Source organism: Flavobacterium muglaense (assembly GCF_014305155.1).
Classification (GTDB): Bacteria; Bacteroidota; Bacteroidia; order Flavobacteriales; family Flavobacteriaceae; genus Flavobacterium; species Flavobacterium muglaense.
Genome location: NZ_JACRUK010000022.1, coordinates 14,800 through 37,642, shown reverse-complemented (window position 1 = coordinate 37,642; position 22,843 = coordinate 14,800). Strand labels below are relative to the sequence as shown.

Below are 22,843 nucleotides of genomic sequence, written 5' to 3'. Positions count from 1 at the left end.
AAAAAAACTGTTTTAAGAATTACTTAAAGCAGTTTTTTTTTACGTTGAGGTTGTACTATTTATTAGAAATTGCTCCAGAACCACTTACTTTTGTATCTTTTGTTTTTGGATCTCCTTTATAAAATACATCACCAGAGCCTGAAACTCTCGCTTTTAATGCAGCAGTGCAATATAGGGTGATAGCACCAGACCCAGAAATATTAGCTTCTGCGTTTTGAGTAATAAGCGCTGCTGCTGCTATAGCTCCAGAACCTGCAACGTTAGCTTTTAAGTTTGTCGCTTTTCCGCTGAGGTTTAAATCTCCTGAACCGCTTAGTTGAGCATCTACATTAGCTGCTTCAACAATTAGATTTAGGTCTCCTGATCCTGCCAGTTTTACTGAGAAATCCTCCGTTTTTATAATAGCCTTAGAAGTCACATCTCCTGAACCAGCAAGTGTAACAGCATTTAAGCTTTCAAACGGAATAGTGATTATCAATTTCTTTTTGGTTGTCAAACTTATATTTTTTTCGGTATAAATTTTTAAAACGCCATTTTCTACTTCTGTTTTTATTTTCGGTACAATGTTTTCTTCTCCTAGCAGCGTAATGTTGCCTTCTTTTCCTGCAATTAACTCAATGTCAAAAAATCCTGCAATTTTTATTTCATCATAATCGGTTGTAGATCGTTTTTCTGTGATTATTTTTCCGTTGCCCTTTATGGTGTTTTTAGAGCTCCATTGTGCATTTGCAAATGTGGTTACGAATAAACTGAGGCACAATACTGATTTGAATAGTTTTTTCATCTGTGGTTTTCTTTAAGGTTATTTTTTAATTACTGTTATGTTCCCAAAATCAGAGCTTATTTTGATTAAGGTTGCTGCTTTCTTCTTGTAATAGCCCATGTATTTTTTAGCCGTATTTGTTTCTTCTTTATTGATAAAATTAAAATCGGTTCCGTACTTCAGGTTGGCATATTTTAGATAAAAGTCAAAGTTGAAAGCCAAATTCTCATCATATAAAATTCTAGTATTAGTGTAACTGGACACAATGTCAATTTTATTGGTTTTAATACTAGCATTATTAATTACAATATCACTGTATTTTGTGTTGAGGTTCAAGTTCCCATTCAAATTCCCAATTTTCACTTTTAAATAGTTTCCCAAACCATCAAGATCTTGGATGTTATCAATGTCAATTGATCCGTATTTACTGCTGTATTTCACTTCTTTTCCTTCTTGAATGTCAATATCTGTATATTCTGATATTAAGTCTAGTTTTGAAAGTTGGCCTATAGTTATGTTCGAATATTTGGCAGTAATCACAGCCATGTTTAAAAAACTAATCGTAGAATTATCACAGTATTCCATGGTAATACTGTTTTTGGCGCTATTCAATTTTCCTAATGTCAACATTCCATATTTACAAAAAAAGTTTGTGCTTGATGATAGTTCAGAGGTGTAAATATTACCGTATTTATTATTTAAAGTTACGTTGTTACTGTTTTTGGGTATTTTTATAATATAATTAATTTCAAAGTTACTACTAGAACTACTATTAGTGGAGCTAGAACTTCCTATAACCGTTGTGGCGCTTACAATGCTTTTCAAAGCGTTGATGTCAATATTAATGTCACTAATGCGTTGATTGACCCAATTTTCATTGTTACTACTTGCTTTGATGGTCACATCAAGATCTACTTTGTCTTCGTCCCAAGTCATTACAGTAATGCTTCCGTAAGAGTTTGTTATTGCTAAACTGGCATCGGGATTTACCAAGTAGGTGATTTTAATATTTTTTTGTTTCGAATGCGCAAATTTGTCCTCATTTGAAAACATGGAATAAGGCAGTAGCAGCAGTAAAACGAGGTATTTATAATGTTTTTTCATCTTGTAGGCTTGTTAGTTTTTCATTGGCGTCAATATGTTGTAAAACAGTTTGAAGAAATGAAATTCTAGTTTGTAAATTGCTTATTAAAGCATTGATAATGATTTTGTTTTCTCCATTTTTTTGCAGTTCGACTATAATTTTATTGTAATCATTATCTAATTCCTTCATCTGTTTTAAAGCATCTCGAATAATGATTTGATTTTTAGGTGATTTTTTTTCCTCTAGTTCATTGAGTTGTTTGGCTATTAAGACTGTGAAAATAGAATCGGTTTGCTTGGTTTCTTTCGATGCAAATTGAAAATCCTGAGGCTTGCTTTCCGTTTGATAGAAAAGGGCGAAGCCTAGAATTAGTACTATAGAAGCCGCTATGGCAAACGAGTAATATAATTTTTTTCTAGTGGTTGTTTGTCCTAATTTTTTTTGAAATCGTTTCTCATGATTGGATGGTAAACGTTCTATATCCCACTCATTAGAATGGTTTTTAAACATTTGATCTAATTTTTCATTTTCATTTTTCATAGTTTCATCAATTTTGATCGTAAGTTATCTTTGGCTCTAGACAGTGTGGTGCGGCAGTTGGAGTAGCTGATGTTAAGGATATCGCTTATTTCATCATAGTCATAGCCTTCGATGTAAAAAAGCGTTAAAACCATTCGATAATTTTCTTTTAAACTTTGTATTGTGCTGAGTATTTGTTGGACTTTTAGATCGTTAAAATCAATGTATTCGATGTGTTGTTCGTTTGTGTATTCGGTTTTTTGAAGCGTCGTATTGAGATCTTCTTGAAAATACTTGTTTTGCTGTTTGTAGAAATCAATGCTATAATTCACAATTATTCTTTTTAACCAAGCACCAAAGGCAACTTCGTTTTTATAGGAATCTATTTTTGTAAAAGCTTTCAAGAAGCCTTCTTGCATGACATCTTCGGCATAATGTTGGTCTTTTACAATACGAAACGCCACATTATACATCGCCTTGCAATAGCGATTATAAATTTCGAATTGTGCTTTTTGATCTTTCTTTTTGCAAAGAAGGATAAGCTCATCAATATGTAATGCAGTTAATTTCAAATAGAGCGTTTGGTTTATTATAAAGACTGCTTTATTTTAAAGTTGTTACAGTTTTATAAAAATAAATTAAATAGCAAAGCAAAAAATAAATATTATTTCATTTATCAAAAGGATTGTTTTGACTTTTACATAGCGTACGACTGCTTATGTTTAAACGCAATTCAATTAAAATGGCATAGTGATTGTACCTTCCTTAGAACTAATAAATATTACAGATATATATCTTATTTTATATAAAGCTTAGCTTATATTTGTTACTACCATGAAATTTTTAATGACAAAAAGACTTAAATAATACTATGTCAAACCATAAAATACTAACAATTGACAATCTGTCACTTCAGGAATTCGACTCAGAAGCGGAATTAATTCCATTATTGACACCGGAAGACGAGGAAGAAATGATCAATGAAGAGCTTCCAGAATCATTACCAATTTTACCTTTACGTAATATGGTTTTGTTTCCTGGTGTTGTCATTCCTATTACTGCAGGACGTGACAAATCAATTAAATTAATTGATGATGCTAATGCGTCGGGTAAAACAATTGGAGTTGTTGCCCAGATAAATGAGGAGGACGAAGACCCTACTAAAAACGATATTCATACCATAGGGACTGTAGCACGTATTTTACGTGTTTTAAAAATGCCTGATGGGACGACTACTGTGATCTTACAAGGTAAAAAGCGTTTTGAAATTGATACCGTTATTGCCGAAGATCCTTATATTACAGCAACAATTAAGGACTTCACGGAAAATAGACCTGATAAAAAGGACACAGAATTTTTAGCCATTTTAGAGTCGGTTAAAGAGCTTGCTATCGAAATTATCAAAGAAAGTCCAAATATTCCAACTGAGGCTACCTTTGCAATAAAAAACATAGAAAGTCAATCTTTCTTGATCAATTTTGTAACTTCAAATATGAATTTGACTGTTAAAGAAAAGCAAGATTTGCTGGCTTTAAACAGTTTGAAAGATAGAGCGTTGGAGACCTTGCGTTACATGAATTTGGAATTGCAAAAATTAGAACTTAAAAATGACATTCAGTCTAAAGTGCGTTTTGATTTAGATCAGCAACAAAAAGAATATTTTCTTCATCAACAGATGAAAACCATTCAAGAAGAATTGGGAGGGGTTTCGCAAGAAGAGGAAATGGACGAGATGCTACAAAAGTCGAAGACGAAAAAGTGGGATGAAAAAACGCAAAAACATTTTGATAAAGAATTGTCAAAAATGCGTCGTATGAATCCGCAAGCGCCTGACTTTGGTATTCAAAGAAATTATTTAGAGTTGTTTTTAGAGTTGCCTTGGGGAGAGTTCTCAAAAGACAACTTTGATTTAAAGCGTGCACAAAAAATCTTAGATAGAGATCATTGTGGCCTAGAAGATGTTAAAAAACGTATGATTGAACACCTTGCTGTTTTAAAATTACGAAATGATATGAAATCGCCAATCATTTGTTTAACAGGACCTCCTGGAGTTGGTAAGACTTCCATAGGGCGCTCTGTTGCAGAAGCTTTGGGTAGAGAGTACGTTCGTATCTCGCTAGGTGGATTGCGTGATGAAGCAGAAATAAGAGGACATAGAAAAACATATATAGGTGCAATGCCAGGAAGGATTATTCAGAGCTTGAAAAAAGCGGGTACTTCAAATCCAGTATTTGTATTAGATGAGATTGATAAATTATCAAGCAGCAATCAAGGAGATCCTTCATCGGCTTTGCTGGAAGTATTAGATCCAGAACAAAACAGTGCTTTTTATGACAATTTCTTAGAAATGGGTTATGACTTATCAAAGGTGATGTTTATTGCAACTTCTAATAATATGGGGGCCATCCAGCCTGCGTTGAGAGACCGGATGGAGATTATTAAAATGTCAGGTTATACCATTGAAGAGAAAATCGAAATTGCACGCCAACATTTATTTCCAAGACAGTTAAAAGAGCACGGATTGACTACTAAGGATTTAACGATTGGTAAAAAACAGCTAGAGAAAATAGTTGAAGGATATACTCGTGAGTCTGGAGTGCGTGGACTAGAAGCTAAAATTGCTCAAGTGATTCGAAATGCAGCCAAATCGGTTGCTATGGAAGAAGAATACAATAAAAAAGTAACCGATGAGGATATTATAAAAATCCTAGGTGTTGCCCGTTTAGAACGTGATAAATACGAAAGTAATGATGTTGCTGGTGTAGTGACGGGCTTAGCTTGGACAAGCGTTGGGGGCGATATCTTATTTATCGAATCACTTATTTCTCCAGGAAAAGGAACGATGACCATTACAGGAAATCTAGGAACAGTAATGAAGGAATCGGCAACGATTGCATTAGAATATATCAAGGCTAACGCTGAGCAAATGGGATTGAATCCAGAAATTTTGACTAAAAATAACATTCACTTGCACGTGCCGGAAGGCGCTACCCCAAAAGATGGACCAAGTGCTGGAATTGCAATGCTAACGTCATTGGTTTCTTTGTTTACACAAAAAAGAGTCAAGAAAAACCTTGCTATGACTGGTGAGATTACCCTGAGAGGAAAAGTATTGCCAGTAGGCGGTATCAAAGAGAAAATATTGGCTGCAAAACGTGCTGGTATCAAGGAGATTATTCTATGTCATGAAAATAAAAGTGACATTGACGAGATTAAACCAGAATACATTGACGGTATGAACTTTCATTTTGTAAAAGAAATGAGTGAAGTTTTAAAAATAGCCATTACAGACCAAAAAGTAAAAAACGCTAAAGTCTTGTAATATTTATTTCGAATAAAAAACAAATTCCAAAATCAGTACTTATAGAACAATAAGTGTTGGTTTTGGAATTTTATTTATTTTTTATTCGAAAGTCAAAAAAACACTATTATTAGTATTATAATTTTATCTTCGTTACTGCGTTTTATTTTGACAAACAGCATTTAAAGTATGTTTAAAAAGCTTTTTATATCTACTCTTCTTTTAATTTGTACGGTTTCATACGGACAAATAGGAGGGAAGTACACCTATCAGTTTTTAAACTTGGTCACTTCGCCTAGGCAAGCGGCACTTGGAGGTAAAACCATAACCATATATGACGATGATGTCAATCAAGTCAACTTTAACCCAGCTACTATTAATCCAGAGATGGACAATCACTTAGCGATCAATTACGGGAGTTATTTTGGTGAAGTTACCTACGGAACCGCCTCTTATGCTTATACCTATGACAGGCATTTGCAAACTTTTCAAGTGGGTGTGAATTATGTTAATTACGGTAATTTTGAGGGTTATGATGAAAACGGTCAAGCTACTTCGTCGTTTTCGGGTAGTGAAACCGCCTTGTCTTTTGGTTATGCCTACAATGTTCCTTTTACTTCTTTGTATTTAGGAGCTAATGCTAAATTGATTTCTTCAACTTTAGAAACTTATAATTCCTTAGGTGGTGCAGTTGATTTGGGTGCTATTTACATTGATGAAAAAAATGATATCAATTGGGCTTTGGTGATTCGCAATATGGGAACACAGTTTACTACTTATAATGAGACCCGTGAGAAATTACCTTTAGAGATTTTAGTGGGAGTGTCACAAGAGCTCGAGAATGTTCCTATTCGTTGGCATCTTACATTAGAAAATCTCCAACAATGGAATATTGCTTTTTCAAATCCAGTGAGAACTCAAAACTCAATTGATGGCAGTTCTAGCGTAGAGAAAGTATCATTTGTTAATAATGCGTTGCGACATGTTATTTTTGGAGTCGAATTATTTCCAAAAAAAGCATTTAATTTGCGCCTCGGTTATAATTTTCGAAGAGGAGAAGAATTGCGGGTCTTAGAACAACGAAATTTCTCTGGAGTTTCGGTAGGTTTTGGATTAAAATTAAATAAATTAAAATTCAACTATTCGTATTCAAGGTACACTTTGGCTGCCAATACGAGTTTGTTTGGACTAACTATTAATTTTCAATAATATTATTTTGAATAAAAAAATCACAATTGCTATCGATGGTTTTTCATCGACTGGAAAAAGTACTTTGGCCAAACAATTGGCCAATCATTTGGGATATGTGTATGTAGATACTGGCGCTATGTATCGAGCAGTAGCTTTTTTTGCTATGCAAAGAGGGTATATCTCTGCCGCTTTCTTTAATAAAGAGAGCTTGATTAATAGTTTATCTTTTATCAAATTAGAATTTAAATTTAATGCATCCTTAGGATTTGCTGAAATGTATTTGAATGATGTTAATGTTGAAACTGAAATTAGAACAATTGAAGTCTCTAGTTTTGTAAGTAAAGTTGCTGAGATTTCAGAAGTACGGGCTAAATTGGTTGAACAGCAAAAACAAATGGGGGCCAACAAAGGAATTGTGATGGACGGTAGAGATATAGGTACTGTTGTTTTTCCAGATGCAGAACTTAAGGTGTTTATGAATGCAAGTGCTAGCACTAGAGCTGAAAGAAGGTTTATAGAACTTCAAGAAAAAGGAGATCAGGTTACCTATGATGAAGTGTTGAAAAATGTGCAAGAACGGGATTATATTGATACGCATAGAGAAGATTCTCCTTTAGTAATGGCAGAGGATGCTGTAGAAATTGACAATTCGCATCTGAGCCGTGAAGAACAATTTGATGCTGTGTTGAGTTTGGTAAATGAAATTACTAAAACGGTATAATTTTTTGCAAGTATCATTTTTAATATTAGATTTACAACTTCATTTATTTTAATTCCAGACGGTATATTATGAGTATAAAATTAAGACTAACCATCATGAACTTTTTCCAATTTTTTGTTTGGGGAATATGGTTGATTTCGCTAGGTGGATATATGGGACAAGTTTTTGGCCCTATTGAAGGAGGAAGTATTGGTTTGTCAATTGGTAGAACATACGGATCTATGGGCTGGGCAAGTTTATTTATGCCTGCTTTGTTAGGGATAATTGCCGATAAGTATTTTAGTGCGCAAAAAGTATTAGGTTTTGCTCATATTGTTGCAGGTATAGCTATATTTTTTGCAACCAAGGCTACTAATTCAACAGAGATGTATTGGGTTATTTTTGCAACGAGTTGCTTTTATATGCCAACTATTGCATTAAATAATTCAGTGAGTTATGCGGTGTTAAATAAGTATAATTTTGATGTTCAAAAAACATTTACTCCTATACGTGTATGGGGAACAGTAGGTTTTGTATTTGCTATGTGGACCACTGATTTAACAGACTGGAAGTCAAATACGAATCAGTTTGTTTTTGCATCGGTTGCAATGATTATCACTGGACTTTTTTGTTTTACGTTGCCTAACGTTCCTGCAGAGAATAAGAATAGCAATCAAACACTAACTAGTAAATTTGGTTTAGATAGTTTTGTACTTTTCAAGCAAAAGAAAATGGCCATATTTTTTGTTTTTGCCATGTTGCTTGGTGCGGCTTTGCAAATCACCAATATGTTTGGCGATACTTTTATTAGAGATTTTGGCTCAAATCCGGAATACCAAGGAACTTTTGGTGTAGAGCACTCGGTATTAATTATTTCGCTTTCGCAAATTTCAGAAACCTTATTTATATTAACGATTCCGTTTTTTCTAAGAAAATTTGGCATCAAGCAGGTAATGATTTTTAGTATGATTGCTTGGGTATTGCGTTTTGCCTTGTTTGGTATTGGTAATCCTGGATCGGGAGTTATATTCTTGATTTTATCAATGATTGTATATGGAATGGCATTTGACTTTTTTAATATTTCAGGTTCCTTATTTGTTGAAAAAGAAACCGATAGTAAAATTAGATCTAGTGCTCAGGGGTTGTTTATGTTAATGACCAATGGTATTGGCGCGATTGTAGGTGGAGAGTTAGCAGGAAGGACTGTTAGTTATTTTACAGAGGGAAGCACAGTAGCTTGGCCAAGTGTTTGGTTTTCATTTGCAGCTTATGCACTTGTTATTGCTATTGCTTTTTCGATTTTGTTCAAATACAAACACGATCCAAAAATTGTGGAAGATTTAAAGCATTAATATTTGCCGTTAATTATATAAAAGCACCCGATAGTTAATAGTATCGGTTTTTTTTATGGCTGAAAATGAAGGGTATAAGCTGTTTAGTCCCGTTGGAGCCGTTATCCTCATACTTTCTTTTTTTTGGACGGATAGATAAAGGTGAAAGGTGGAAACCATGCTGGCAAAAAGGACTATTGTTTCACTTCTGATTTTCAACAGTTTATCTTTTGTCGAATATTTTTGTTGTTTCGAATAAAAGTATTACTTTTGCACACCTTTTGGTGGATAAGAGTTTCCATTAGGTATCAATTAATTATACAAACAACTTCTGTTGTTTTCTACTACTTTAAGAGACTCGAGAGAATGCAGAATACAAATTTTAATCAGCATGTCTGAACAAATCCAATCACAAGAAGAGTTTTTAGCAAATTTTAACTGGCATAACTTCGAAGAAGGTATCGATCCAGTAGATGAAAAAAACTTATTAGAATTCGAAGAATTAGTATCAAAAACTTTTATCGCTACGGACCAAGAAGAAGTAGTAGATGGTACTGTTGTAAGAATTACAGATAGAGACGTTATCGTTGATATCAATGCAAAATCGGAAGGTGTTATTTCATTAAACGAATTCCGTTACAACCCAAATTTAAAAGTAGGTGATACTGTTGAAGTATTAATCGATATCCGTGAAGACAAAACTGGACAACTAGTTTTATCTCACAGAAAAGCACGTACTATCAAATCATGGGATAGAGTTATTGCTGCAAACGAAACAGGTGAAATCGTTAATGGTTTTGTAAAATGCAGAACTAAAGGTGGTATGATCGTTGACGTTTTCGGAATTGAAGCGTTCTTACCAGGATCTCAAATTGATGTTAAACCAATTAGAGATTACGATGTTTACGTAAACAAAACAATGGAATTCAAAGTTGTGAAAATCAACCACGAATTTAAAAACGTTGTTGTATCTCATAAAGCGCTTATTGAAGCGGATATTGAAGTACAGAAAAAAGAAATCATTGGTCAATTACAAAAAGGACAAGTATTAGAAGGTGTTGTTAAAAACATTACTTCTTATGGTGTCTTTATTGACTTAGGTGGAGTTGATGGATTAATTCACATTACTGACCTTTCTTGGTCTAGAATTAACCACCCATCTGAAGTTCTTGAATTAGATCAAAAATTAAATGTTGTAATCCTTGATTTCGATGATGAGAAAACAAGAATTCAATTAGGATTGAAACAATTAAACGCTCACCCATGGGATGCATTAGATGCTAACTTGGCTATTGGAGATAAAGTTAAAGGAAAAGTAGTTGTTATTGCTGATTACGGAGCTTTCATCGAAGTTGCTGAAGGTGTTGAAGGTTTAATCCACGTTTCTGAAATGTCATGGTCTACTCATTTACGTTCTGCTCAAGATTTCGTAAAAGTAGGTGATGTTGTTGAAGCTGTTATCTTAACATTAGATAGAGATGACCGTAAAATGTCATTAGGTATCAAACAATTGTCTCAAGACCCTTGGACTGATATTACTTCTAAATACCCTGTAGGTTCTAAACATTCAGGTATCGTTAGAAACTTTACAAACTTTGGTATCTTCGTAGAACTTGAAGAAGGAATTGATGGATTAATTTACATCTCTGACTTATCTTGGACTAAGAAAATCAAACATCCTTCTGAATTCGTTAACGTTGGTGAAAAACTTGACGTTGTTGTATTAGAATTAGATGTTGACGGACGTAAATTATCTTTAGGTCACAAACAAACTACTCCTAATCCATGGGATCAGTACGAAGATTCATTCGCTGTTGGAACTATCCACAACGGAGAGATCTCTGAAATTGTTGATAAAGGAGCTACTGTAGAATTTGGAGATGATATCGTTGCTTTTATTCCTACTCGTCACCTTGAAAAAGAAGATGGTAAGAAATTGAAAAAAGGAGAATCTGCTGATTTCAAAGTAATTGAATTCAACAAAGAATTCAAAAGAGTAGTTGCATCTCACACTGCTATCTTCCGCGAGGAAGAAGAGAAAAACGTGAAATCTGCAACAGAAAACACTTCTTCTGCTTCAAACACTAATGCACCAGCTGCTACTCTAGGAGATAGTAATGATGTATTGGCTGCATTGAAAGCTAAAATGGAAAAATCTGAGAAAAAATAATTCTCAACTTTTTTATAATAGAAAAGCCTCACAGAAATGTGAGGCTTTTTTTGTAGTAATTTCTGACTATTTTTTATATATTTATAGCTAATTATAAAACTATCTTTTTATGGAAGAAAATGCAGTACAAAGTACATCAAATTTTTATTTGAATGAAGAGTCGAAAGGATTCTTGAAAGAAACAGCTAAATGGGCTTATTTTTTGTCCATATTAGGATTTGTAGGAGTAGGTATGATGGTCTTATTGGCTATTTTTATTGGTACTATATTTTCAAAACTAGGTGCGTTAGGTGGTCAAGCGGCTGTTTTTCAGTATATGGGAGGAAGTTTTATTAGTGCTTTGTATCTTGTGATTGCAGCGCTTTATTTTTTTCCTGTTTATTACCTTTTTAAGTTTTCAGCCAAGTTAAAAACGGCTTTTAAAACTGACGATAACGAACTGCTTAATGAATCTTTTGGCTTCTTGAAATCTCATTATAAATTTATGGGAATTTTGGCATTGGTATTCGTAATTATATATGGGTTAATATTTCTACTTACCTTTGTTCTAGGTGCATTTGCGGCATTTAGTTAAGGTGAATAAAATAAATATGTTTAAAAAGAGCTAGTATTCAACTGGAATACTAGCTCTTTTTTTATGTGATTTTAACTATTATAATTTTTGTTGATTTAGTAACGACATTTCCTCTGTTGAGAAATTATTATCAATGGTGTTAGAGATTGTCTTATTTATTTCTAGTTGATTTTAAACGGTAGAAAAGCTTATTTTTTTTAATGTTTGTAGATGATCCAGTTTTGTGATTGTGTTTAAGTTGTTGATTTATAAGTATTAATAATAATATTTAATTTTTTATTCAATTTTTTAAATCCAAATTAGTTGTTGTTGCGTAAATGCTTTTATATAACTTAATACATAGATTTATGAAAACTAGAAAATTTTTATCAGTAGCATTATTTGCATTAGTATTCGGAGCAACCTCTTTTGCTCAAAAAACAGTAATGGTTGGTGGCGCTGCCATGTATCCTTCTAAAAATATTGTAGAGAATGCTGTGAACTCGAAAGATCATACTACATTAGTTGCGGTAGTCAAAGCCGCGGACTTGGTAGCGACTTTGCAATCTGCGGGACCGTTTACTGTTTTTGCCCCTACCAATGCAGCGTTTGATATGTTGCCAATGGGAACTGTAGAAACGCTGTTAATGCCAGAAAACAAAAAAATGTTGCAAACAATTTTGACGTATCATGTAGTAGCTGGAAAAATGAATGCTTCTGATATTGCGATGGCAATCAAAAAAGGGAATGGTAAAGCAATGCTGAAAACGGTAAGTGGTGGTACATTAACTGCTTGGATGAAAGGTAAAAAAATATACATTACTGACGAAAAAGGCGGTATGTCAATGGTTACTATTGCAGATGTGAATCAATCAAACGGGGTAATTCACGTTGTTGATGCTGTTTTATTATCTAAGAGCTAATACGAATAAAGGTTGGTTTTAATTTGAAAAGTCTTGAATACTATTCAAGACTTTTTCAGTGATAAAAAAAAGCCCAATTCTGTAATCAGAAATGGGCTTTTTACTTTTATTAAATTACTACTATCTTAAGGTTGCTCCAAGTTCGGTTTCGAAGTTTTGTTGCAACTTGTTCATTATTTTATCAATTTGTACGTCTGTTAGTGTTTTTGTACTGTCTTGAATAATGAAGCTTAAAGCGTATGATTTTTTACCTTCGGCTAAGTTTTTACCTTCGTACACATCAAATAAGTTGATGTCCTTTAAAAGTGATTTTTCTGTTTTACGAGCAATTGCATAGATGTCATCATAACTAACGCTTTTGTCAATCAATAAAGCTAAATCACGTCTTACTTCAGGATATTTCGGGATTTCAACAAATTTTATTTTACTAGAAATCATTTTGATGATGACATCCCAATTAAAATCAGCATAAAATACTTCTTGTTTGATTCCAAAGTGTTTAAGTATTGATTTCTTAACTACCCCAAATTCTACTAATGCATTGTGTCCTGTTCCAATAGCGATTCCTTCCGAGAAAACATCTGATGTTACAGGGCTGTTTTGTGTTTTAGAAATTCCAAATCTTGCAAGTATTGCATCTACATATCCCTTGAATAAGAAGAAATCTGAGGGTTTTTGTGTACTTGACCAGTTTTCTTGATTTCTATTTCCTGTAAGGAATAAAGTTAAATGCTTGTGTTCTTCAAAACCAGATAAAAACTTGTGATAGGTTTTTCCAAATTCAAAAAGTCTTAAATCACTATTTTTACGGTTGATGTTGTATGAGATTGCTTCTAGTCCAGAGAACAATAAAGACTGTCTTAAAGTAGCTAGGTCGTTACTCAATGGGTTCAACATCGTAACGTTATAGTCTTCTTTTAATACATCCGAAAGTTGAATATAAGAGGCTGTAGTCAAGGAATTAGCCATCATTTCATTAAACCCTTGAGAGTTTAACTGAGTAGCAATAATATTTTGTAGTTTGTAATCTTCATTGCGTGGAGAATTTGATACAGTTGCATTAAACTTTTTAGAGAAGCTAATGTTATTGTATCCATAAACTCTTAAAATTTCTTCTATAACATCGATTTCTCGTTGTACATCTACTCTATATGATGGAATTGTTAATCCAAGACCTGAATCCGACACGCTATTTACTTTTATCTCCAGAGAAACTAAGATTTGCTTGATTGTATCTTTTGGAATTTCTTGTCCGATAATTTTTGCCACATTAGCAAAATTTAGAAAGACAGAGAAATCCTCGATTTTCTTTTGGTACACATCACTAACGTCCGAAGTGATTTCTCCACCAGCTACTTCTTGAATCAAGATCGCGGCACGTTTTAATGCGTATGCTGTGATACTTGGATCAATACCTCTTTCAAATCGGAAAGATGCATCAGTATTCAATTGATGTCTCTTGGCTGTTTTGCGAATACTAACGGGATTGAAATAAGCACTTTCTAAGAAGATAGATGTGGTACGATCAGTAACTCCTGAATTTTTTCCTCCAAAAACTCCTGCTATGCACAAAGGACCTTTTTCATCACAAATCATTAAGTCTTCTTCGTGTAATGTTCTTTCAATGTCATCTAATGTGGTAAACTTTGTACCTTCTGCTACAGTTTTGACAATTATTTTTCCATTGATTTTAGTAGCATCAAAAGCGTGAAGCGGTTGTCCTAACTCATGCAAAACATAATTAGTAACATCAACAATATTGTTTTTTGGATTGATTCCAATTGCTTTTAATCGATCTTGTAACCAGCTAGGCGAGGCTTTTACTGTAATACCTGATATTGTAAGTCCGCAATATCTTGGTGCGAGTGCTATATCTTCAATTACGGTATCGATTTTCAAAGTTCGCATGTCTACTCTAAAATTACTTACCGATGGCGTGATCAATTCGACATTTACTCCGTTTTGTAACATTCCTGCTCTTAAATCACGGGCTGTTCCTAAATGGCTCATAGCATCAGCGCGATTTGGCGTTAAGCCAATTTCGAATACTTCGTCATTTTCAATTTTAAAAACTTCAGCTGCCTTTGTTCCAGGAATAAGTGTTTCGTCAAGAATCATAATACCGTCATGACTTTCGCCAAGGCCTAATTCATCTTCAGCACATATCATTCCGTGGCTTTCTTGTCCGCGAATTTTTCCTTTTTTGATGGTAAATGCAACACCTTCTTTGTCGTATAAAACAGTACCTATTGTTGCTACTGGGACTTTTTGTCCTGCATCAACATTGGCAGCTCCACATACTACTTGTATAGGTGTTCCTGTTCCTATATCAACTGTTGTTAATTTTAGTCTGTCGGCATCAGGATGGGGAACGCACGTAAGCACGTGTCCTACTACGATACCTTCAAGACCTCCTTTTACGGATTGGTATTTTTCAACAACTTCTACTTCTAAACCTAGATCTGTAAGTAGAGCTGAAGTTTCCTCGGAATTCCAGTCTGTTTTAATGAATTGTTTTAACCAGTTATAAGATATTTTCATCTGTCATTTTTAATAAGGTTGCAAATATAAGGATTGCAGTTTGTAGTAAGAAACAATTTTTTTGGTTTTTTGGCACTTTATTTTCTCGGTGTGAATGCTTTAAAAATGCTGATTTTTTATTTTTAAACTTAATTATTTACGAATTAAGTAGTAATAATATGTTAAAAAAACGAATGTGGAAATTTTATGCTATTAACTGAATGAATAGTGCTATCTATTTGATAATTGGAAAGGTAAATTTGATAAATTAAAATTTATAGAGTATGAGTAACATAGTAAAAAGACCCGTTTTTAAGGCAACGTATGATAATTATATTGGAGGTGATTTTGTACCTCCTATTGGTGGACAATATTTTGATGTTGTATCACCAATTGATGGAAAAGTTTTTACAAGAGCAGCACATTCTACGAAGGTGGATTTAGATCTTGCAGTAGATAAAGCGTATGAAGCATTTCAAACTTGGGGAAAAACATCGGTAACAGAGCGCAGTAATTTATTGAATAAAATTGCGCAAGTTATGGAGGATAATCTTGAATATATTGCAACCGTAGAAACGGTAGATAATGGAAAAGCGATTCGCGAAACATTGGCGGCAGATATTCCTTTGGCCATTGATCATTTTCGATATTTTGCAGGTGTAATACGAGCGGAAGAAAGCTCTATTGCCGAACTAGATTCACAAACAGTATCTATTGCTTTAAGTGAGCCATTAGGAGTGATTGCTCAAATAATACCATGGAATTTCCCAATACTGATGGCAGTATGGAAGCTCGCACCAGCTTTAGCCGCGGGAAATACCGTAGTTTTAAAACCAGCAGAAAGTACCCCAATCTCGATTTTAGTTCTTATGGAGTTAATAGGAGATATTTTGCCTCCAGGAGTTGTCAATATTGTTAATGGTTTTGGAGCCGAATTAGGACGAGCTTTGGTTACGAATAAAAAAGTGTCTAAAGCTGCATTTACAGGTTCTACAACAACTGGACGTTTAGTAATGCAATACGCAACCGAAAATATTATTCCGGTTACGCTGGAACTAGGAGGGAAGTCACCTAATGTTTTTATGAAATCAGTAGGAGATGCGGATGATGAATTTTTTGATAAAGCGGTTGAAGGTGCTGTAATGTTTGCATTGAACCAAGGCGAAATTTGTACATGCCCGTCACGATTATTGGTGCATGAGGATATTTATGAAAAATTTATCGCGAGAGTGATTGAGCGTACAGGAGCTATCAAAGTAGGGAATCCATTAGATAGAACGGTGATGATGGGTGCGCAAGCTTCATTGGTTCAAAAAGAAAAAATCATGTCCTATATTAAATTAGGGAAAGAAGAAGGTGCTGAGTTGTTGATTGGTGGTGATGCGAATCATTTTGGAGGCGATTTGGATGGTGGTTACTACATTCAACCTACGCTTTTTAAAGGGAATAATAAAATGAGAATCTTTCAAGAAGAAATTTTCGGACCAGTTTTAGCTGTAACTACTTTTAAAACTACCGAGGAGGCAATCGCTATTGCAAATGACACCATGTACGGCTTAGGTGCAGGTGTATGGACACGTGATGCGCATGAAATTTATCAAATTCCTAGAGCAATTCAAGCCGGTCGTGTTTGGGTTAATCAGTATCATTCATATCCAGCTGGTGCTCCATTTGGGGGATACAAACAATCCGGAATTGGTCGTGAAAATCACAAAATGATGCTAGGTCATTACCGTCAAACGAAAAACATGTTGATTTCGTACGATAAAAATAAATTAGGTTTCTTTTAGAAAATAGTTGGTTAATCTTAAGGCCTGACAGATTTATAATTTGTCAGGTTTTATTTTAAATAAAAAAAATGACAAAACGAATAGATGCTACTACTGAAGCAATAGAATTAATTAAATTATTAAAAGAAAAGCACGGTGATTTAATGTTTTATCAAGCTGGTGGCTGTTGCGAGGGTACGCAGCCGCAATGTTTTGAAAAAGGAGGTTTTTATCAAAGGATGGGAGATGTATGCATTGGTACTGTTGAAGAAACTGAATTTTGGGTTGACAAGGATTTGTTCGAATATTGGAAAAACGCACATTTTACCTTAAAAGTAATTGATGCTTTTGGAGTAGGAGGATTTTCACTAGAAACGCCTTTGAAAAAAACGTTTCAAATCGAATACCGTATTTTTTCCCCCGAAGAAATGGAAAATTTAACACCTTTGACATATATTGAATAAATCAATTGACATATAATAATTGGTACTGTTTTGGGGTAATTCCTTCGTGTTTTTTAAACAATCGAATAAAGTAATTACTGTTGTCGAATCCTGCTAAATGACAGACTTCATTAATTTGTATCGTAGGGTTTTTTAATAATTGTTTTGCACATCTAATTTTTTCATTGATCACAAACTCAATGGGACTCATACCCAGCTCTTTTTTAAAATAACGGTAAAAAGAAGTCGTGCTCATGCATGCTTTGTCGCTTAAGTTTTTCAAGCTAATATTTTCTCTAATGTTTAGTCTGATGTAATCTAAAACAGGAGTGATTGGAGAATTGGGGTCGGCATACAAACCATCGTCTATGGACTTTGCAGTTTGTGTTTGTATAATGCGGATCAATAATTCCTGCAAAGTCAAATCAGCCAAAACATCTTTGGTAACCGAAGTACTCATGCATTCCTTGATCAATTTGTTAATAGTTGTAGCTAATTCTACATTATTGTAGAAATAATAATTTTGATAATTCAATTGCCAAAACTGCTTGTTTCCTTCCTTTGGATATCTTTCGTTCAAAAAATCCAATGTATGGTTTATTTTTTGCTGTTCAATAGCCAAAGCCAAGCATTGCGTAGGATTGTTTTTTGATGCTTCTGGAAAATCAATTTTCATTTCGACATTAGATGGAATCATAACAGTTTCACCCGGTAAATATTCAAAGCAAGGATCATCAAAAAGATGCATGACTTTTTTGCCTCTTAACATACTTGTTACTACTAAATCATTGAATTTTAATGGAACTAACTCGGTTGTCTTATAGGTTTCAAACAGATTCAATTCACAATGATTTAAATTGTAAACCGTTCTGTTTTCGACTAAAGTTTTTAGCGATTTTTCATTCGATAAATGTGGCGGGTTTATTAAAGTACGATTCATCTTTGTTGTGTATATGAAATATAAACTTACTAAAAATAAATGTATTAATAACGCTCGATTTTGTTAAAATGGCTCTAATTTTTTCTTTCGCTAATAAAATAACCGAGTTGGTTTGTAAAGTTATGCCTTAATCTATCCAAATGGTTTTAGTATTGACAAACTCACGAATTCCGTAAGCTGCTAGCTCTCTACCGTAACCGCTATTTTTTACTCCTCCAAACGGCAAACGAGGATCAGAAACGACCAATTTATTAACAAAACTACTTCCGGCTTCGAGTTGTAATGCAATTTTTTCACCACGCTCATTATTGCTTGTCAACACCCCTGATCCCAAACCGTATTGGGAATTATTAGCTAATGCAATAGCATCATCGTCATCTTTTGCACGAATCACTGATGCTACTGGACCAAATAATTCAGTATCAAAAGCTTCCATTCCCGGTTTTAAATCAGCGAGAATCGTTGCAGGATAATAAGCTCCTTTCTGATCTGGAATTTCGCCTCCTAAAACCAATTTACCGCCTTGTGAAATGGTTTTTAAAACTTGTTCGTGCAGTTCGTCACGCAAATCAATGCGCGCCATAGGCCCATAGTACGAATCGGTATCAGTAGGTGCACCCATTTTAGCTGCTTTCATTTTTTTAGTAAAAAGGGCAAGGAATTCGTCATATATAGCATCTAGTACTACAAAACGTTTGGCTGCAATACAAGTTTGTCCGTTGTTTTGTAAACGTCCCAAAGTGGCAAGGGTTGTAGCTTTTTCTAAATCAACGTCATCAAGAACAATATAAGCATCACTGCCGCCCAGTTCCATAACGGTTTTCTTCAGATTCTGACCAGCAATAGATGCAACAGAACGACCCGCAGGATCACTACCGGTTAAGGTGATCGCAACGATGTTTTTGTCTTCTATAACCGCTTTTACTAATTTAGAATCGATATTTAAATTTGTAAAAGTCCCTTCAGGGAAACTTGCTTTTTCAAAAGCTTGCTCTAGCGCGAGTGCACAACCTTGCACATTAGAAGCGTGTTTTAAAACAGCTGTATTCCCCGCCATTAAAGCGGGAGCAGCAAAACGAATTACTTGGTAAAACGGAAAATTCCAAGGCATAACGGCTAGTACTACTCCAATTGGCTGAAAGGTTACATAGCTTTTGGTTGCTTCTGTCTTAACTATTTCGTCTTTAAGTAAAGCTTCGGTATTATCAGCGTAATACCTGCAAACAAGTGCACATTTTTCTATTTCTTTGCGAGATTGCCCTATTACTTTACCCATTTCTTGCGTAGCAAGCTGAGCATATTCTTCTTTGTTTTCATCAAGAATATCGGCTAGCTTGTGCATGAAAGCAGCACGCTCTTTATAACTTTTTTGTTTCCAAGAAGCATAAGTTGTATTAGATTGGTTTATTTTTTCTTGGACCTGGTCGATAGTAATTCTATTGTATTCGGCTATTTTTTCTCCCGTTACCGGATTTATTATGATTGTATTTTCCATTATTTCTGTATTAGTATTAAGGTTAAAATTAAAAAATGAATGTCGAATAATCGATTTTCTAATGATTATAAATTCCTAATATTTTGAGATGTATCAGTAGCAATCATCTAAAAGTCATGATTATTAGCTAATTGTTTAAAAAAACCTATGGTAGTTACTTTTATTTACTTTATAACTATTTTTTTAAAAACAAAAAAGCCACTATTAAAGAGGCTTTTATATATTATAGTAATGAATTTAGAATTATCTAAAAGAAACCCCTGTTGCAATAGGTTTAAATCTGAAAATGAAAAATGGTTTTGTAGACAAATCTTTACCATCATTAAATACAGCGCCTCTGTTAACTTGAGCTGCAGATACGTACATATAACCGTCTACGTGGTTGTAACTAACGCCATCTGGCCAAACTAAGTTATCATCCTTTATCATGGTATGTACGCTTCGGTCTTTTGCTAAAACTACTGCTACACTTTTGGTTTCCAAAGCCGTTGAATATAAATTTCCCTCTTTGTCAATAGACATTCCTCCATTATTAGGCTTGTCTGAATACGTTTCGATTTTAGAGTCTAATTCGGTATCTGTAAAATCATGATTCACTAAATCTACCGTTTTAATTCTATAGATTTTTGTACCGTTTAATGGGCCATAGTAAATATAATTAAAATTGGCATCGGCTGTAATTCCGTCATTACCAATCAACAAATCTACACCGTTTACGGCTAAGTGCTTTCCATTAATCACCGTAGGCGTGTTTTCAGGTAAAGTAGTGCGGGTGTCTTCTAAAACGCGACGTGTAATTCCTGTTTTCATATCAACTAGAATGAAAGCTGCTTTGGTACCATCGCCACCATTACCAATATCTTCATCTGCAATAATGAAATAACCGTGTTTTGTATCTACCACCATATCATTGGGTTGTGCTATGGCTGGTACAGCAGATTTTGGTAAATAGTAAATACGTTCTAATGAATTGGTATGCGTATTCCAACCTACAATTTTAGGCGTCACATTATCACGTTGGGCCATATCTAAGATCCAAATAATTCCGTTTTTATCATTTCTAATGCCTAAAACATTACTTAGATAATTATCATCCGTTGCTCTTGGCGTGTTCCACTCTAAATTTGGAAATGGACTGGTTGTATTTGTTTTTTGATCATACTTAACCACTCTAATTTCAGGACTAAAAAACGGATGATGGCTGTATACTAAATCTCCATTATTGGTAAACGTAATATTACCAACAGCCTGATCTGTAGTTGTAAAAACTTCGGCTTCAGTTATTGTATTTTGTGCTTGTATCGACATCACTGATGTGATTAAAACGAATAAGAATTTAATATTTTTCATATTATTTGCTTTTTTTTAAATACTCTGGTAACTCTTTAGATAACCAATCCTGGCGTACAGGAACATGCACATCTAAATCGACTGTTTTTTCTAAAGCCCAAAATTCATGGGGTACATTTTCTGGAAAAACAATCACTTCACCAGCGGAAACTATCACAAACTCTTCTTTGCTATTAATGATGGTTTTGATCTTTACCTTACCCGACAAAATGTAGGTAATTTGTTCGTTTGGATGTTTATGCCAGGGAATGTGAGCGTCTTTATCTAAATTGAAAATAGTCATTTGTCCTTTGTCTCCATGAAACCATTTACGACTAATACCTTCTGAAATGGTTTCGGATTTCATGTTGTCAAAATCAAAATGTTGCACTTCTGACTTTGATGTTAAGGCTTCTTTTTGTGGTGCAGTCTGTGCACTGCAAACTGTAAAAAAAGATGTTCCAAAGAGTAAAAAACCGAATACTTTTATTTTTGAGATGTTATTCATATTGATGTGTATTCTTGTTTTGACTAAATAATTGAATAGAAATATCGAAAATGATCCCGTTTTCCGTAACCAATTCTCGATATTCCTGCTGTTGCATTTGAGTTGAAAAACGTTTGTTTTTAATTCGAAACCGATTTGATATATTAATACTTAATTACTGTTTTACCAATAGTTTTTCCAGATTCCTGCATTTGGTGTGCTTTTTTCAAATTATCAACAGTAAATCCTTCTAGAGTCGTTGTCAAAGTCGTTTTGATAGTTCCCGCATCTAGTAGATCTGCAATAGTATTCAAGATAAAATGCTGTCTCTCGATATCTTCAGTACCAAACATCGAACGCGTGTACATCAATTCCCAAGAAAAAGTAACACTTTTTGCTTTAAGTATGTTTAGGTTTAATGGTTTACTACTTTCTGTAATTGAAACAATATGTCCTTGAGGTTTGATGATTTCGGCCATCGTATCCCAGTATCCCTCTAGGTCTACATAGTCCAAAATATAGTTCACTTGGCTATGGCCAATTTTCTCTAGCTCTTCTTTTAGATTGTGGTGATTAATTACAAAATCAGCACCTAAATCTTTACACCATTGAACGGAATCTTCACGAGAAGCAGTTGCAATAACGGTAAGGTTTCCTATTTTCTTAGCTAATTGAATTGCCATAGATCCTACTCCGCCAGCTCCTGCTAATATTAAAACTGTTTTTCCTTTGTCGGTTTCTGGATTCACTTTTATACGGTCAAAAAGTGATTCGTAAGCTGTTAATCCTGTCAAAGGAATCGCTGCAGCCTCGGCAATACTTAAATTTTTAGGTTTGTGTCCTACGATGCGTTCGTCAATCAACTGATATTCTGCATTGCTACCACTTCTAGTTAGGTCTCCAGCATAATATACTTGGTCTCCAACTTTGAATTTTGAGGTTGTATCTCCTACTGCCTCCACAGTTCCTACTGCATCCCAACCAATAATTTTTGGAGTTTCAAGTACAGTGTCTTTAGCAGCACTTTCTCTAATTTTAAAATCGACTGGGTTTACTGAGATAGCCGCTATTTTTACTAATAAATCAAAACCTGATGGAGTTGGTTTTTCAGTTTCGAAGGCGATAAAGCTGTTAGCGTCTAATATTGGCAGTGATTGTTTGAATCCGATGGCTTTCATAATAGTATATATTTAAATTTTTATTTCGTTTTAATTATAATGCGAAGATACGGAAGCAATACTCTTTATTTAAGGTATTATAAAAGGGTATTTATGTATGTTTAAAGGTTTATGAGTCTTTTTTGCTTTAAATAGAAGAACTAAACG

The 22,843-nt window shown here is 34.2% G+C and carries 19 protein-coding genes; 9 read left to right on the top strand and 10 right to left on the bottom strand.

Annotated features, from left to right (window positions below; all coding sequences use genetic code 11):
* Positions 1 to 55: 55 nt before the first annotated feature.
* Genes H8R24_RS10340 through H8R24_RS10325 form a run of 4 tightly spaced genes read right to left on the bottom strand, consistent with a single transcriptional unit; the run spans position 56 to position 2,938 of the window.
* Complete coding sequence (locus H8R24_RS10340; protein ID WP_187018702.1) at positions 56 to 784, bottom strand: head GIN domain-containing protein; 729 nt, start codon at positions 782 to 784, stop codon at positions 56 to 58.
* An 18-nt stretch (positions 785 to 802) separates the two neighbouring features.
* Positions 803 to 1,867: a hypothetical protein gene (locus H8R24_RS10335; protein ID WP_187018700.1), complete on the bottom strand. Its 1,065-nt coding sequence runs from the start codon at positions 1,865 to 1,867 to the stop codon at positions 803 to 805.
* Entirely contained in the window at positions 1,851 to 2,387 is a 537-nt protein-coding gene (locus tag H8R24_RS10330; RefSeq protein ID WP_187018698.1) for an anti-sigma factor, read from the bottom strand. The genes H8R24_RS10335 and H8R24_RS10330 overlap by 17 nt, the downstream gene beginning before the upstream one ends.
* Positions 2,384 to 2,938, bottom strand: coding sequence for an RNA polymerase sigma factor (locus H8R24_RS10325; protein WP_187018696.1), 555 nt, complete (start codon positions 2,936 to 2,938; stop codon positions 2,384 to 2,386). Before H8R24_RS10325 ends, H8R24_RS10330 begins: the two co-directional genes overlap by 4 nt.
* Before the next feature lie 299 nt (positions 2,939 to 3,237).
* On the opposite strand from H8R24_RS10325, the gene lon reads away from it, so the two are divergent.
* The 7 genes from lon to H8R24_RS10290 all read left to right on the top strand — a co-directional run bounded on the left by lon (position 3,238) and on the right by H8R24_RS10290 (position 12,535).
* A complete protein-coding gene (lon, locus tag H8R24_RS10320) occupies positions 3,238 to 5,688 on the top strand; it encodes an endopeptidase La (protein ID WP_187018694.1) in 2,451 nt (816 codons plus the stop codon).
* Between the two features lie 168 nt (positions 5,689 to 5,856).
* On the top strand, positions 5,857 to 6,876 hold the full coding sequence (porQ, locus tag H8R24_RS10315) for a type IX secretion system protein PorQ (RefSeq protein ID WP_187018693.1): 1,020 nt from the start codon (positions 5,857 to 5,859) through the stop codon (positions 6,874 to 6,876).
* A gap of 7 nt (positions 6,877 to 6,883) precedes the next feature.
* Complete coding sequence (gene cmk / locus H8R24_RS10310) at positions 6,884 to 7,579, top strand: (d)CMP kinase (protein WP_187018691.1); 696 nt, start codon at positions 6,884 to 6,886, stop codon at positions 7,577 to 7,579.
* Positions 7,580 to 7,647: 68 nt separating this feature from the next.
* Positions 7,648 to 8,910, top strand: a complete 1,263-nt coding sequence (locus H8R24_RS10305) for a nucleoside permease (protein WP_187018689.1) — start codon at positions 7,648 to 7,650, stop codon at positions 8,908 to 8,910.
* 370 nt (positions 8,911 to 9,280) lie between these two features.
* Entirely contained in the window at positions 9,281 to 11,059 is a 1,779-nt protein-coding gene (rpsA, locus tag H8R24_RS10300; protein WP_187018687.1) for a 30S ribosomal protein S1, read from the top strand.
* A 109-nt stretch (positions 11,060 to 11,168) separates the two neighbouring features.
* Complete coding sequence (locus H8R24_RS10295; RefSeq protein ID WP_187018685.1) at positions 11,169 to 11,633, top strand: hypothetical protein; 465 nt, start codon at positions 11,169 to 11,171, stop codon at positions 11,631 to 11,633.
* A 347-nt stretch (positions 11,634 to 11,980) separates the two neighbouring features.
* Positions 11,981 to 12,535: a fasciclin domain-containing protein gene (locus H8R24_RS10290; RefSeq protein ID WP_187018683.1), complete on the top strand. Its 555-nt coding sequence runs from the start codon at positions 11,981 to 11,983 to the stop codon at positions 12,533 to 12,535.
* Between the two features lie 120 nt (positions 12,536 to 12,655).
* Here the strand turns inward: H8R24_RS10290 and pheT are convergent, their stop codons facing one another.
* Positions 12,656 to 15,076 (bottom strand): phenylalanine--tRNA ligase subunit beta, encoded by a 2,421-nt coding sequence (pheT, locus tag H8R24_RS10285; protein ID WP_187018681.1) that lies wholly within the window; start codon positions 15,074 to 15,076, stop codon positions 12,656 to 12,658.
* Between the two features lie 263 nt (positions 15,077 to 15,339).
* Here pheT and H8R24_RS10280 point away from each other — a divergent pair, with 263 nt between their 5' ends.
* Together H8R24_RS10280 and H8R24_RS10275 are read left to right on the top strand one after the other, a co-directional pair.
* Complete coding sequence (locus tag H8R24_RS10280) at positions 15,340 to 16,845, top strand: aldehyde dehydrogenase family protein (RefSeq protein ID WP_187018679.1); 1,506 nt, start codon at positions 15,340 to 15,342, stop codon at positions 16,843 to 16,845.
* 68 nt (positions 16,846 to 16,913) lie between these two features.
* Complete coding sequence (locus H8R24_RS10275; protein WP_187018677.1) at positions 16,914 to 17,288, top strand: DUF779 domain-containing protein; 375 nt, start codon at positions 16,914 to 16,916, stop codon at positions 17,286 to 17,288.
* A 1-nt stretch (position 17,289) separates the two neighbouring features.
* On the opposite strand, the gene H8R24_RS10270 is transcribed toward H8R24_RS10275, so the two are convergent.
* The 5 genes from H8R24_RS10270 to H8R24_RS10250 form a co-directional block, all read right to left on the bottom strand.
* Positions 17,290 to 18,207 (bottom strand): AraC family transcriptional regulator, encoded by a 918-nt coding sequence (locus H8R24_RS10270; protein WP_187018675.1) that lies wholly within the window; start codon positions 18,205 to 18,207, stop codon positions 17,290 to 17,292.
* 127 nt (positions 18,208 to 18,334) lie between these two features.
* A complete protein-coding gene (locus H8R24_RS10265; protein WP_187018672.1) occupies positions 18,335 to 19,702 on the bottom strand; it encodes an NAD-dependent succinate-semialdehyde dehydrogenase in 1,368 nt (455 codons plus the stop codon).
* Positions 19,703 to 19,945: 243 nt separating this feature from the next.
* Positions 19,946 to 21,052 (bottom strand): major royal jelly family protein, encoded by a 1,107-nt coding sequence (locus H8R24_RS10260; RefSeq protein WP_225876802.1) that lies wholly within the window; start codon positions 21,050 to 21,052, stop codon positions 19,946 to 19,948.
* Position 21,053: 1 nt separating this feature from the next.
* On the bottom strand, positions 21,054 to 21,539 hold the full coding sequence (locus H8R24_RS10255) for a cupin domain-containing protein (protein WP_187018670.1): 486 nt from the start codon (positions 21,537 to 21,539) through the stop codon (positions 21,054 to 21,056).
* 143 nt (positions 21,540 to 21,682) lie between these two features.
* Entirely contained in the window at positions 21,683 to 22,696 is a 1,014-nt protein-coding gene (locus tag H8R24_RS10250) for a zinc-binding alcohol dehydrogenase family protein (protein WP_187018667.1), read from the bottom strand.
* Positions 22,697 to 22,843 lie beyond the last annotated feature (147 nt).